This window comes from Klebsiella sp. Sb-30 (genome assembly GCF_057652795.1).
Map to the genome: position 1 here is coordinate 1,683,049 of NZ_CM172749.1, position 14,082 is coordinate 1,697,130.

The 14,082-nt window shown below is 58.5% G+C and carries 11 protein-coding genes; 5 read left to right on the forward strand and 6 right to left on the reverse strand.

Annotated features, from left to right (window positions below):
• Positions 1 to 149 precede the first annotated feature (149 nt).
• The 3 genes from AC236I_RS07965 to AC236I_RS07975 form a co-directional block, all read right to left on the reverse strand.
• Positions 150 to 1,427, reverse strand: coding sequence for an RbtT/DalT/CsbX family MFS transporter (locus AC236I_RS07965; RefSeq protein ID WP_487608737.1), 1,278 nt, complete (start codon positions 1,425 to 1,427; stop codon positions 150 to 152).
• Between the two features lie 92 nt (positions 1,428 to 1,519).
• Complete coding sequence (locus tag AC236I_RS07970; protein ID WP_015583869.1) at positions 1,520 to 3,127, reverse strand: FGGY-family carbohydrate kinase; 1,608 nt, start codon at positions 3,125 to 3,127, stop codon at positions 1,520 to 1,522.
• 32 nt (positions 3,128 to 3,159) lie between these two features.
• The gene (locus tag AC236I_RS07975) at positions 3,160 to 3,909 is read right to left on the reverse strand and encodes an SDR family oxidoreductase (RefSeq protein ID WP_004864656.1); all 750 of its coding nucleotides are present in this window, start codon (positions 3,907 to 3,909) and stop codon (positions 3,160 to 3,162) included.
• A 267-nt stretch (positions 3,910 to 4,176) separates the two neighbouring features.
• On the opposite strand from AC236I_RS07975, the gene AC236I_RS07980 reads away from it, so the two are divergent.
• A complete protein-coding gene (locus AC236I_RS07980; protein ID WP_004864654.1) occupies positions 4,177 to 5,187 on the forward strand; it encodes a LacI family DNA-binding transcriptional regulator in 1,011 nt (336 codons plus the stop codon).
• A gap of 32 nt (positions 5,188 to 5,219) precedes the next feature.
• Here the strand turns inward: AC236I_RS07980 and AC236I_RS07985 are convergent, their stop codons facing one another.
• A complete protein-coding gene (locus AC236I_RS07985) occupies positions 5,220 to 6,161 on the reverse strand; it encodes a sugar-binding transcriptional regulator (RefSeq protein ID WP_032717927.1) in 942 nt (313 codons plus the stop codon).
• Positions 6,162 to 6,429: 268 nt separating this feature from the next.
• Between AC236I_RS07985 and dalD the strand changes: the two genes are divergently transcribed.
• The 4 genes from dalD (at position 6,430) to AC236I_RS08005 (ending at position 11,332) form a co-directional block, all read left to right on the forward strand.
• A complete protein-coding gene (dalD, locus tag AC236I_RS07990; RefSeq protein WP_487608738.1) occupies positions 6,430 to 7,797 on the forward strand; it encodes a D-arabinitol 4-dehydrogenase in 1,368 nt (455 codons plus the stop codon).
• Between the two features lie 9 nt (positions 7,798 to 7,806).
• Positions 7,807 to 9,270 (forward strand): xylulokinase, encoded by a 1,464-nt coding sequence (xylB, locus tag AC236I_RS07995; protein WP_048025151.1) that lies wholly within the window; start codon positions 7,807 to 7,809, stop codon positions 9,268 to 9,270.
• Positions 9,271 to 9,339: 69 nt separating this feature from the next.
• Complete coding sequence (locus AC236I_RS08000) at positions 9,340 to 10,617, forward strand: RbtT/DalT/CsbX family MFS transporter (protein WP_064356845.1); 1,278 nt, start codon at positions 9,340 to 9,342, stop codon at positions 10,615 to 10,617.
• Between the two features lie 52 nt (positions 10,618 to 10,669).
• The gene (locus AC236I_RS08005; protein ID WP_015583875.1) at positions 10,670 to 11,332 is read left to right on the forward strand and encodes an HAD family hydrolase; all 663 of its coding nucleotides are present in this window, start codon (positions 10,670 to 10,672) and stop codon (positions 11,330 to 11,332) included.
• A gap of 83 nt (positions 11,333 to 11,415) precedes the next feature.
• Here AC236I_RS08005 and yegS read toward each other — a convergent pair whose 3' ends face one another.
• On the reverse strand, positions 11,416 to 12,309 hold the full coding sequence (gene yegS, locus AC236I_RS08010; RefSeq protein WP_015583876.1) for a lipid kinase YegS: 894 nt from the start codon (positions 12,307 to 12,309) through the stop codon (positions 11,416 to 11,418).
• 284 nt (positions 12,310 to 12,593) lie between these two features.
• Positions 12,594 to 13,955, reverse strand: a complete 1,362-nt coding sequence (gene trhP, locus AC236I_RS08015) for a prephenate-dependent tRNA uridine(34) hydroxylase TrhP (RefSeq protein ID WP_015583880.1) — start codon at positions 13,953 to 13,955, stop codon at positions 12,594 to 12,596.
• Positions 13,956 to 14,082 lie beyond the last annotated feature (127 nt).

The following is a 14,082-nucleotide window of genomic DNA, read 5'->3' on the forward strand; positions in this document are numbered from 1 at the left end:
CCTCGCCTGCAGACGTGTTGAAAACCTGACAGCGCCGCATAAAAAACCGCCAATCTCTGTGAGGTGACGGATTCTTACACCTTTGCCGGATCGGTCAGCCGACCCGTAAACGATCGGCATTACTCTCTGTCGGGAAGGGGTTTTTATGCTCAGGAGACGCTCGTTTTCAGCGCGACGGCGACGGAGGCGCGGGTCACGCCCGGCTGCTCGACGCGAATATAGGCGCAGAGGAAAAAGGCCAGCACGTACAGCGCGGTGTACGCCACCACCACCCCAATCGTACTGAAGTACGGCAGCAGCACCACCGCAATCGCCGGCGCCAGGAAGTTGGACAGCCCCGCCGACAGGTTGTAGACCGAAATGGCCGCCCCTTTATGCTGCGGCTCCAGCGCCGGGAAGACCGCCGCCATCGGCACAAACGCCGCCACGAAAATCCCCAGCGCAATCGCCGGCACCAGCGCCATGGCAAAGTTATGCCCGAAATGCTGCGGGATGTAGTAAAACGCCAGACTCGACAGCGCCATCCCGATACAGCCAAACCAGCGAATCACCTTCATCCAGCCCATCTTCTCCGCCACGATCCCCCAGAAAACGTTAGAGAAAATGGTGGTGAAGAAGAAAGCCGCCCACACCTGGAGCCACTCGGAGGTGGTAAAGCCCAGCTCATCGACAAACATCAATGGCATGATCACCGCAAAGCCAAACAGCGACAGGGTGTTGATGATGCGCACCATGCTGGAAAGCAAAATATTACGGTTGGTGTAGAGCAGGGTGGCAGCACGCCCCAGCTCGGCAAACTTCTCGCGGGTGGTGAGGTTCTGCATATGGCGCGGCGTCTGAATATGGCGCAGCGAGACCAGGGCGATAATGCCGCCGGTGATGCAGAACACCAGCGCCAGCCACAGGGTGCCCAGCTCGCCGATATGCGGGATGGTAAAGCTCGGGATATAGCTGCCGAAGACGCCAATGCCGACCGAGTAGACCGCCCAGAACCAGCCCAGCGCCGAGCTGGCGCTGTCGCTTTTCACGTTGTGCACGATGGCGACGATAAAGGAGTAGAGGAACAGCGGGTAGGCAAAGCCGCGAATACCGTAGAACAGCAGGATCAGCGGGTAGTTGGCGTGGCCGAGGCCGAAAATCAGGAACAGCACGTGGAACACGCACCACAGCACAAAGCCGATCAGCATGGTTTTCTGCGGAGTGATGATCTCGGCGACCACGCCGGAGATCCACGCCGACAGGGCGGCGGCGAGGCCGTAGAGGGTAAAGGCGAAAGAAGCCTGGGCCGGGGTGAAGCCCAGCTCCTTGATGTAGTGCGAGAGAAAAGCCAGCTCAAAGCCGTCGCCGGTCATAAACACGGCGATGGCGATGTATCCCCAGATCAGATTCAGCGGCAGACCGAACCACTGTTTGCTATTCACGGACATAATGACCTCGTTTTCAGGGTACAGGAAGACACTCCGGTGTCGTCACCGGAGGTTTTTTTATTATTAAAAGAGTGGGGCAGAGCCTCGGGACGCTACTCCCGAATCAGCCGGGCGGCCTGTTGCAACGCCAGGTAAGCTTCGTAGCGACGCTGATGAAGCGCTTGATATTGCGTCGTACAGCGGTAGGTTTTATCTACCCGGGTGAATTGCTTCATCGCTTCCGGCAGCGAGGCGGAAACCCGGCCGGCCACGGCGCCCAGAATGGCCGAACCTAACAGCACCGGTTCGCTGCATTCGGTGCTGACAATCGTCATACCGCAGGCATCGGCCAGCAGCTGGCGCACCAGCGGATGCTGCCCTGCGCCGCCGCTGATGACGATATTCTCGCTGTTAATCCCGCAGGCCTTTTGCGCGTCAACAATCTGCCGCAGGCCGTAGCCGATACCGCATAATCCCGCGACGTAGAGCGCCAGCAGATTATCCAGATCGCGCTCCATGCCCAATCCGGCAATGACCGCTTTGGCATCCGGGTCCGCCAGCGGCGCGCGGTTACCTAAGAACTCCGGCACCACGTGCAGTCCGGCGGCGAGTCCGGCGGCCTCTGAAGGGGTCGCCACCTGGGCCAGCACCCGATCGGCGAGATAGACCGGCAGCGGTACGCCCGCTTCCTGTGCCAGCTCGCGTGCCTGCGCCGCCGCAGGATGGAAACTTAACAGCTGGTCGATGGCGGCGCCTGCCGCGCTTTGCCCGCCTTCGCTCAGCCACAGGCCCGGTACCATGGCAGAGTAGTAAGGCCCCCAGACGCCGGGCACGAAGACGGCGTCTGGGGTGGTAGTCATGGTGCAGGAGGAGGTGCCGAAAACATAGGCCATGTTGCTGACCGCGCCGTTGAGAACCCCCACGGTGCCGATACCGCCGGCGTGGGCATCAATCATGCCCACCGCTACAGGGGTACCGACCGGCAGGCCCATCTCGTGCGCCACTTCTGCGCAAAGGCCCTGACCGCACGGCGTTCCCGGGTCGACAATACGCTGGCCAATGCGCGCAAAGTTATCTTCGGCCAGATCTCCCAGACCAATCTGCCGGAAGTAGCCGGCATCCCAGCGCTGCTCATGGGCCAGGTAGGTCCATTTGCAGGTGACGGTACACACCGAACGAGCTAAGTCGCCGGTGGCGCGCCAGGTCAGGTAATCGGCCAGGTCGAAAAAGTGGCGCGCCTGCTCATAGATATGCGGGCGGTTCTCCTTGAGCCAGAGGATTTTCGGCGTTTCCATCTCCGGCGAAATCCTGCCGCCGACATACTGCAATACGGCATGTCCGGTGGTGTTAATCTGCTCCGCCTGGCCGATGGCGCGGTGATCCATCCAGACGATGATGTTGCGGTCCGGATCGTCGGAAGGCCCGACCGCCAGCGGCTCTCCGTTTTCACCAACCACGACTAACGAACAGGTGGCGTCAAAACCAATCCCGGCGACCGACTCCGGCGGCATGCCGGAGTGCGCCACGGCGGTTTTAATACACTCGCAGACCGCCTGCCAAATCTGGCGGCTGGATTGTTCCACCTGGTTTCCCGCGCTGCGAAACAGGGTGATTTCCCGCGTGGCATGGGCAAGCAGCTTGCCCTGAAGGTTGAAGATGCCGGCGCGCACGCTGCCGGAGCCGACATCAACGCCAATAATGGTTTGGGTATCGTTATTCATAAAGCCGTCCTTAAGCCTCCCGGGTTAAATAATCACAGATCGACGCTGTTAGGCAGGATAACGAGATCGCGTACGGTCACGTTTTTCGAGCGCGTTACCATAAACAGCACCGACTCCGCGACTTCAATCGGCTGCATCAGGCTGCCGTTGGCCAGCGCCTCTTCCATTTTTTCTTTCGGCCAGTCGTCAAGCAGGGCGGTTACTACCGGGCCCGGTAAGACGGCACCGACGCGCACGCCGTGCTGCGAAACCTGGCGGCGGGTGGTGTGTACAAAGGCCTGTACGGCGAATTTTGAGGCGGTGTAAATCGGTTCCCAGATGACCGGCACGACGCCGGCGATGGAGCTGGTAAAGATGATGTCACCGGACTTTTGCGCAATCATGTGCGGGAGTACGCTGCGCACGCAGCGGAAGGCGGCGTTGGTATTGAGATGCAGGACGCGATCCCAGACGTCCGGGTCGCCTTCGGCCACCGGTCCGCCGATGTAGGCGCCGGCATTAGCATGGAAAATATCCAGTCGCCCGGTGAGATTGAGAATGCCGGCCAGAATATTATCGACCTGATCGGCCTGCATTAAATCCACCTGCAGCGCGAAGGCGTTTTCGCCGAGTTCAGCCACAATCTTAGTGAGTTTTTCGCCTTCCCGGTCGATCAGCACCACTTTGGCGCCCGCCGCGAGCAGGGTTCTGGCGCATTCGAGGCCGATACCGGATGCCGCACCGGTGACGGCGGCGACTTTACCATTGAGAGAAGTATTCATAGAGGATACAGAGTGGTTCATTTTATAATCCTTCATTGAGTCTGTTTGGTCAGTCGATCTGGTCCTCGATAAGCATGGGCCAGCGTTGATGTTATGCATGAAAAATTGTTAAGGTGTTGAATCAAAGCGTTATTTATAAATATGCGCTGAAAACTGAGCGATGAATAACGTCATTCGCCATGGAGCATAATGGTTGCTCAATCGATGAAGCTAATGTTGCGCCAGCTTCATCGATTGAGCAAGTGGGGAAATTAACAGCGAAATGAATTTGTGACGCAAGTTGGGAAAATGAAAAAAATCACTATCTACGATCTGGCGGAATTGTCCGGCGTTTCGGCCAGCGCGGTCAGTGCAATCCTCAATGGCAACTGGAAAAAACGGCGTATCAGCGCCAAACTTGCGGAAAAGGTGACGCGGATTGCTGAAGAGCAGGGCTACGCGATAAACCGCCAGGCCAGCATGCTGCGCAGTAAAAAATCGCATGTGATCGGCATGATTGTTCCCAAATACGACAACCGTTACTTCGGCTCCGTTGCGGAAAGCTTTGAAGAGATGGCGCGCGAGCGCGGTCTGCTGCCGATTATCACCTGTACCCGTCGTCGCCCTGAGCTGGAGATCGAAGCGGTGAAGGCGATGCTCTCCTGGCAGGTGGATTGGGTGGTAGCGACCGGGGCGACGAACCCGGATAAAATTACCGAGCTTTGTCAGCAGGCGGGGGTGCCTACCGTGAATCTCGATCTGCCGGGGACGCTTGCGCCGTCGGTCATTTCGGACAACTACGCCGGCGCCCGAGCGTTGACGGATAAGATCCTCGACAACAGCGCCAGGCGTCACGGCAGGCTGGCGCCGCTGACCTTCGTCGGCGGGCGCAGCAGCGACCACAATACCCTCGAACGTCTGCGCGGCTTTCGCGACGCGCACCAGGCGCGGGGCCTGAGCGTTCCCGATGAGAACGTGCTGGCTCCCGGTTATTCAAAGGGCAAAGTCGAGGCCTGTATGCAGGCCCGGTTCAGTACCCCGGAGGAACATCTGCAGGGGCTCTTCGTCAACTCGACGATTTCGCTGGAAGGGGTGGTCAGATGGCTGGCGCAGCTGGGATTAACCGGCACCGAGCAGCCGCCGATGGGCTGCTTCGACTGGGACCCGTTTGTCTATCTTCTCGGCCACGACATCGATATGGTGCAGCAGAATGTCCCGGCGATGCTGGAGGCGGTGTTCAGCATTATTGATGCCGGCGAGGCCCGCCAACAGCTGGTCGAGATCCCGCCGCTGCTGATCGGTAGCCGCGAACACCTCTGAGTCGTTGAGCGCGGCGGCGGCATGGCCTGCCGCTAGCGCGTCAGCAGCCAGCGGGCGGTGTGCTCATCCGTGACCAGGCCATTGATCCAGCCCCCCTTCAGCGCCGCCAGAATCGCCGGACGTTTATATTCTCCGCAGGCCACCGCAATGCGCGGGCACTGATTCTGGCGAATATCGTAGCTGGTGATCATCCGGTTGATATTACTCTCCACCACGCCGCCGTCGGCATCAATGAAGCGGCCGAGAATTTCGCCAATCCCGCCCTGGGCCGTCAGCTCATCCAGCTGCGCCTGGTTGATAAAGCCGTCTTTAAAGATGGGGCTGTTGGTGCCAAGCGGGCCGATGCCGACGAAAATCACGTCCGCCTGCTGCGCCACGCCTGAGACGTTGCGGAACAGGCGGCTGGTGCACCACATTTCATGTTCATCTACGGTTTGCGCGTAGCGCGGCGCGGGCCATTGATAATATTTGGCCTGGATTTTTCGCGCCAGCAGCAGAGGAACATCGTCGTAATAGTTGCACTGGCCGTCGGCGTCCATAGCGCTAATCAGCGCCACGCAGCGCGTATTCAGGCTGTCGAAGTCGATCCGCTGCATGGTCTTTTTCAGCGTCAGCCCGGAGCCGATGCCGATAATTTTCGCTTTATCATCCTGCAGATAGCGGGCCATCAGCTGGTAACAGCCGAAAGAGACGCTGTCCAGCGTGCTCTCTTCGCTCCACGCGGGAACGATATTGCAGTCGACCAGCCGGTATTTCTCCTGCAACAGCTGCGCGTAGTCGAGGCAGTTGGCCACCGGATGGTGAAGGCCGATCGAGACGATTCCCTCTTCTTTAGCGGCGGCGATCATTCGCTGTACCACCGGCCTTGAAGTCCCCAGCTGGCTGGCGATCTCGCTTTGATTCAGACCGGCAATATAGTACATCCATGCGGCGCGGACCTTCTGATCCAGCCTGATATCTTCTTCTTTACCCATGATTCCCTGCCTTAAGCGTATGGTCATAAACAGGCCCGGCCTCATTCGATCCGATAAAGGGTTCCCGCGGTCTCTGGCGTCAGGAGTCTGCATGGCGAATGATTCAGGTGATAGCCGCATTCTCGCCGCGGTTTTTAAATCAGGCAAGCTTTTGCTCTTATTTGGTCATTTGTAATTTTATTGGGTAATTGATCTTTTGTGATCTATGGCTCTTATTTGGAACAAATGATCATCTACAGTGAGTCCCATCACTCAAGGAGATCAGAATATGAATCAGCAATTCACATGGCTTCACATCGGTCTGGGTTCATTTCATCGTGCGCACCAGGCGTGGTATCTGCATCGGTTGATCGCATCCGGCGATACGCGCTGGCATATCGCGGCGGGCAATATTCGTCAGGATGCCGAGCAGGTGGTTGAGGCGCTTATCGCCCAGAACGGGCGCTACGTTCTGGAAACCGTCAGCCCGGAAGGGGAGCGCGAATATGAAGAGATCGCCTCGATTCAAAAACTGCTGCCGTGGCAGAACGGACTGCAGCCGCTGATTGACGAAGGGGCAAACCTGCAGACCAAAGTTATCGCCTTTACCGTGACGGAAGGGGGGTACTACCTGAATACCAGCCATAAGCTGGAGACCAGCAATGCGGATTTAATTAACGATCTGCAGGGGGGCTGCAAAACCATCTACGGCACCATCGCACGCATTCTGGAAAAACGCATGGCGGATAACGCCGGACCGCTGACGCTGCTCAACTGCGATAACGTTCGCCACAACGGCGAGCGCTTTCACGACGGGCTGGTGGAGTTTCTCCAGTTAACCGGCAAGCGGGCGGTAATAGCATGGCTGGCGGCGAATGCGACCTGCCCGAACACCATGGTGGACCGCATCACGCCGCGGCCAGCGGCCGATCTGCCGGCGCGCATCAAGGCGCAAACCGGTATTGACGATAAAGCGCCGGTGATGGGCGAGACCTTTATTCAGTGGGTGGTCGAAGATAATTTCCGCGCTGAGCGTCCGAACCTGGAGGCCGTCGGCGTGGAGATGGTTGACTCGGTTATCCCTTACGAAGAGGCTAAAATCCGCATTCTGAATGCGTCGCACAGCTGTATCGCGTGGGCCGGTACGTTAATGGGTCAACGCTATATCCACGAAAGCACGTTGACCGATTTTATTTACGCTATTGCCGACCGCTACGTCACCGAAGATGTGATTCCGTGCCTCGGCGACAACGGAATCGATCTGGCGACCTACCGCGACGTGGTCCTTAAGCGCTTCACCAACCCCTATATTCAGGACACCAACCAGCGGGTTGCGGCGGATGGGTTCTCAAAAATCCCGGCGATGATCGCCCCGACCCTACAGGAGTGCTATCAGCGCGGCGCCCGCCCGGAGGCGACGGCCATGCTGCCCGCGCTGTTCTTTGTCTTTATGGAACAGTGGCACAAAGGCACTCTGCCTTACGAATACCAGGATGGCATTCTCGATGCTCAGGCGGTCCATGAAATGTTTGAATCCAGCGACCCGATTGCGCTTTATGCCAAAGATCGGGCGCTGTTTGGTTCCCTGGCTGAACGGGCTGATTTCCTGGCGCTGATGCGCGAGAAGATTGCCGCCGTCTATTCCCTGATTCAGTAGGAGCGGGCTATGTACTTAGGCATCGATCTTGGCACCTCGGAAGTAAAAGCGCTGGTTATTGATGAGAATAATGCGGTTGTCGCCAGCCATAGCGCGCCGTTGACTATTCAGCGGCCTCATCCGCACTGGTCAGAACAGGCGCCGCAGGCGTGGTGGGAAGCCACGGAATATCTGGTCGCCACGCTGCGGGAAAAATGTGGCCATCACTGGTCCGCGATTAAGGCCGTTGGCCTCTCTGGGCAGATGCACGGGGCGGTACTGCTGGATAGCGGCGGGGAGGTGATCCGTCCGGCCATTTTGTGGAACGATACGCGCTGTGCCCAGGAGTGTCGTGAGCTGGAGGAGAGGGCGCCTGAGCTGCATCAGGTCGCCGGAAACCTGGCGATGCCGGGCTTCACCGCACCAAAACTGCTGTGGGTGCGCCGTCACGAGCCGGCAAACTTTCAGCGCACGGCAACGGTGATGCTGCCGAAGGATTATCTGCGCTACAAAATGACCGGTAAAAAAATCTCCGATATGTCGGATGCCGCCGGGACGCTGTGGCTGGACGTGGCGAAACGCGACTGGTCCGATGCGCTGCTGGATAAGTGTGGCCTGTCGCGCAGTCAGATGCCGACGCTGGTTGAAGGTTGCGAGGTGTCCGCCACCCTGGACCTGCAGGTTGCCGCGCGCTGGGGCCTGAATCCCTCGGTGGTGGTGGCCGGCGGCGGTGGCGATAACGCGGTCAGCGCGATCGGCGTCGGCGCGGTCTCGCCGGGCGATGCATTTATCTCGCTGGGCACTTCCGGGGTGTTGTTCGTGGTGACCGATGCCTATCGGCCGGCGCCGCAGTCGGCGGTGCACGCCTTCTGCCACGTCTTACCGAACCTGTGGCATCAGATGAGCGTGATGCTCAGCGCCGCCAGCTGCCTGCAGTGGTTCTGCCGTTTAACCAGCACCACCGAAGTGGCGCTGCTGGAAGAGATTGCCCAGTTGAGCGAGGAAGAGAAAGCCAACGCACCGTTCTTTCTGCCCTATCTTTCCGGGGAACGTACGCCGCATAACGATCCGGACGCGCGCGGAATGTTCTGGGGGATGACCCATTCCAGCCTACGTGCCCAGTTGGGTTACGCGGTGCTGGAGGGGGTGAGTTTCGGTATCAACGATGGCTTGCAGGTACTGAAAGAGAGCGGCACGCGGATTGAACAGTGTTCGCTGGTCGGCGGCGGCGCCCGCAGTCCGTTCTGGGCGCAGCTGCTGGCGGATATTCTTGCTATGCCGGTTGTGACCCACAAAGGCGGCGAAACCGGCGGTGCGCTGGGGGCGGCGCGGTTGGCCTGTCTGGCGGCGGGGAAACCGCTGGCTGCCGTCTGCGAAAAACCAGAGGTCTACCAGACCTGGCGCGCCGCGCCTGAACGCCATCACATTCTGATGCAACGCTATGCGCAATTTAAAGCGCTATATCTCAACGACCTGAATTACCGACATCACTGATTTTAATAATAAAAAATCCTCCGGTGGTTGCGCCGGAGAGTCTTCCTGCACCCTGAATACGAGGTCATTATGTCCGTGAATAGCAAACAGTGGTTCGGTCTGCCGCTGAATCTGATCTGGGGATACATCGCCATCGCCGTGTTTATGACCGGCGACGGCTTTGAGCTGGCTTTTCTCTCGCACTACATCAAGGAGCTGGGTTTCACCCCGGCCCAGGCTTCTTTCGCCTTTACCCTCTACGGCCTCGCCGCCGCCCTGTCGGCGTGGATCTCCGGCGTGGTCGCCGAGATCATCACCCCGCAGAAAACCATGCTGATCGGCTTTGTGCTGTGGTGCGTGTTCCACGTGCTGTTCCTGATTTTTGGCCTCGGCCACGCCAACTACCCGCTGATCCTGCTGTTCTACGGTATTCGCGGCTTTGCCTACCCGCTGTTCCTCTACTCCTTTATCGTCGCCATCGTGCACAACGTGAAAAGCGACGGCGCCAGCTCGGCGCTGGGCTGGTTCTGGGCGGTTTACTCAATTGGTATTGGCGTCTTTGGCAGCTATATCCCGAGCTTTACCATCCCGCATATCGGCGAGCTGGGCACCCTGTGGCTGGCGCTGGTGTTCTGCGTCACCGGCGGCATTATCGCCCTGGTCTCGCTGCGCCATATTCAGACGCCGCGCCATATGCAGAACCTTACCACCCGCGAGAAGTTTGCTGAGCTGGGGCGCGCCGCCACCCTGCTCTACACCAACCGCAATATTTTGCTTTCCAGCATGGTGCGCATCATCAACACCCTGTCGCTGTTTGGCTTTGCGGTGATCATGCCATTGATGTTTGTCGATGAGCTGGGCTTTACCACCTCCGAGTGGCTCCAGGTATGGGCGGCTTTCTTCTTCACCACCATTTTCTCCAACGTACTGTGGGGGATCCTCGGCGAGAAACTGGGCTGGATGAAAGTAGTGCGCTGGTTTGGCTGCATCGGGATGGCGCTGTCGAGTCTGGCGTTTTACTACATCCCGCAGCATTTCGGGCATAACTTTGCCATGGCGCTGGTGCCGGCGATTGCGCTGGGGATTTTCGTGGCGGCGTTTGTGCCGATGGCGGCGGTCTTCCCGGCGCTGGAGCCGCAGCATAAAGGGGCGGCCATTTCGGTCTACAACCTGTCGGCGGGGCTGTCCAACTTCCTGGCGCCGGCGATTGCGGTGGTGCTGCTGCCGTACTTCAGTACGATTGGGGTGGTGGTGGCGTACACCGCGCTGTACGTGCTGGCCTTTTTCCTCTGCGCCTATATTCGCGTCGAGCAGCCGGGCTTTACCCTGAAGCCTGTGCCTGCGCGCAAAAGCGTTGAGTTTTCCTGACACAGTTCCCGGGCTGACAGGCGAGCCCCGTCAGCCCGGTTTGAGGTAGAAGATGAGCATCAAAGCGGTTATTTTTGACATGGATGGGGTGATTATTGATTCAGAAGCCCTGTGGCGGCAGGCGCAACGGGAGGCGCTGGCCAGCTGGGGGGCGACGGTCAGCGAGGAGGAGTGTGAAACGCTGACGAAAGGTAAACGACTGGACGATATTGCCCGCGTGTGGTGTCGGCACTGCCGGCTGGCGATTGCGCCACAGCAGCTGGAAGCGCTCATTTTACAACGCATCGTTGGATTAATTACCGCCAAAGGAGCGGCGATGAGCGGCGTCAACGAGACATTGGCGCATTTTCGTGGTCTGGGCTACCGGATTGCGCTGGCGACCTCCTCATCTCACCAGGTGATTTCCGCGGTACTCGATAAGCTCTCTCTACGCTCCTGTTTTGATGTGATTTCCAGCGCCGATGATGAGGCGTGGGGCAAACCGCACCCGGCGGTCTACCTCTCGACCCTGGGCAAGCTGGGGCTGAGCGCCGGGGAGTGTCTGGTTATCGAGGACAGTTTTCATGGCTTTTGCGCGGCGCAGGCGGCGGGCATTGCCACGGTCGTGATTGCGCCAGACTGCCAGCATCCGCGTTTTGCCGCCGCCGTCGCCCGCCATCGCTCGTTACCGGAACTGCTGCAGACGCGCTCTGAGCCTGCTCTGGCCCTCGGGTAACGACCTTATCGGTGAGCGCAGAAGTCCTGGAGATGTAAACGGTCTTTTAATCTCTTCGTTCTGCGCTCACTTTCCACCTGGTATTATTTCAGCAGCGCGCAGTCCGGCGGCAGGCGGCAGCGCAGGGCGCCCGGGAGAATTTCCATGCGGAAATGCTTCCCGCTCAGCGGCTCGCCATCGAGGTTAAAGGTCATCTCGTGCGGCGCGGTGATTTCAAACCACGACGACACGCCGTCCACCAGGTTAGGGGAGTTGTCGGGGTTCGCCAGGGTAGTAAACAGCGCGGGGAGCAGCTCTTCGCCGGTAAAAACCCGCAAATGCAGCAGACCATCGTTAATCAGGGCCTGCGGGCAAAGCTGCTGACCGCCACCGGCCTGACGACCATTACCGATACCAATAACCAGCGCGTTTCCGCTCCAGCTAAAGTTTTCGCCGCGGATTTCGCAGCGGTCGGGTTTCAGGGTGTCCATACGCATCAGGCCATGAATCAGATAGGAGACGCCGCCCAGCGCGGCTTTGAGTTTTTCCGGCGTTTCGGTGGTGATCCGGGTGCCGAAGCCACCGGTTGCCATATTAATAAAGCCGGTTTTGTCATTCACTCGCGCCACGTCTATGGCGATATCACGGCCGACGATCGCCAGTTTCAGGGCGCTGGCGAGATCTTGCGGGATCCCGACGCTGGTGGCGAAATCATTGGCGGTACCCAGCGGCAGAATACCGAGCGGCACCTGGCTCTGACGTTGGACCAGCGCCGTGGCGACCTCATTGATGGTGCCATCGCCGCCGCCGGCAATCACCGTCCCCACCTTAAGCTGCAGCGCTTCATCGACAAAACGGACGGCATCGCCTTTTTCCCAGGTCACACGGACATGGATGTCGACACCTTCCTCGCGCAACAGCGCGATCGCTTCGCGCAACTGCGGCTCGTTAGCTCCTTTGCCATTGAGAATCAGTAAGCTGGCTGGAAACACGGGCATAGTTATGGCTTCCTTTTTGTACGAGATGCAGAAAGTGTACCCCATGAAGGCGAGGATGGACATTTTGTAAAACCGGACGGCGGCGAGAAAAGAAGGAGCGCACAGCGGCGTGATAAAAAATAAGCCCGCGTAAGGGAGATTACGCAGGCTAAGGAGGTGGTTCCTGGTACAGCTAGCATTTATGGGTTATGTTTTTCAGCAGGATGGATGATACCCGCTTCAAACGAAGCGGTGTGTGATCCGTTTCTAATATCCGTGCATCCTGAAAAAATAACCCTGATAAACTAGTTGCTATGCGGATTTCTGGTCGTCTGACCAGTAAAGTTGCGCATCAGCAGAGCATACTGCAGCTCCATCTCTTCCGGCACAGGTAACCATACTGTATAGCCATCGCCAGGGGCGACCGGCATTGCCTCGCCTTTGGCATTCACCATATGTTCAAGGGTGAAGTTAACGTTGCCCTGCGGGGTCATCAGCTCAAGGCTGTCGCCGACGGAAAATTTATTCTTCACCGCCACGGCGGCCAGCTGGCCGTTGCGCTCGCCGGTAAATTCACCGACAAACTGCTGGCGCTCGGAGAGGGAATAACCGTACTCGTAGTTCTGATAGTCGTCATGGGTATGACGACGCAGGAAGCCTTCGGTGTAGCCGCGGTGGGCCAACCCTTCCAGCGTTTCCAGCAGGCTTTCGTCAAACGGTTTACCCGCCGCGGCGTCATCGATAGCCTTGCGGTAAACCTGAGCGGTGCGCGCGCAGTAATAGAACGATTTAGTGCGGCCTTCGATTTTCAGCGAGTGCACGCCCATCTGCGTCAGGCGCTCGACGTGCGCAATGGCGCGCAGGTCTTTGGAGTTCATGATGTAGGTGCCGTGTTCATCTTCGAAGGCGGTCATGTATTCGCCAGGCCGTTTGGCCTCTTCAATCATAAACACCCGGTCGGTTGGCGCGCCGATCCCCAGCGTCGGTTCGACGGTCTTGACCGGAATCGGCTCATGCTGGTGGACGATATTGCCGACGTCGTCTTCTTTGCCTTCCTGGACGTTATATTCCCAGCGGCAGGCGTTGGTGCAGGTGCCCTGGTTCGGATCGCGTTTGTTGATATAGCCCGAGAGCAGGCAGCGGCCGGAATAGGCCATGCACAGGGCGCCGTGGACGAAAATCTCGAGTTCCATCTCCGGGACCTGGCTACGGATTTCGCCGATTTCATCCAGCGACAGTTCGCGGGAAAGAATGACCCGGCTCAGCCCCATCTGCTGCCAGAATTTAACGGTCGCCCAGTTAACGGCGTTGGCCTGGACCGACAGATGAATCTGCATATCGGGGAAGTTTTCCCGTACCAGCATGATCAAACCCGGATCGGACATAATCAGCGCGTCCGGCCCCATATCCACCACCGGCTTCAGATCGCGAATGAAGGTTTTCAGCTTGGCGTTGTGCGGCGCAATGTTGACGACCACGTAGAATTTTTTCCCCAGCTGATGGGCTTCATTGATGCCCAGCTGCAGGTTTTCATGGTTGAATTCGTTGTTGCGCACGCGCAGAGAGTAACGCGGCTGGCCAGCATAAACGGCGTCTGCGCCATAAGCGAAGGCGTAACGCATATTTTTCAGCGTTCCCGCCGGGGAAAGGAGTTCCGGTTTAAACATGATGTTCTCGTTCTGATGACAGGTCAGATTCGCCACACCTGATGCGGCGACTTGGGGAAGCACCGTTATGAACAGTGCCCACACATTAAGGGCGGGCATTGTAGCGCTGTGGGTAAGGAGAGTAAAC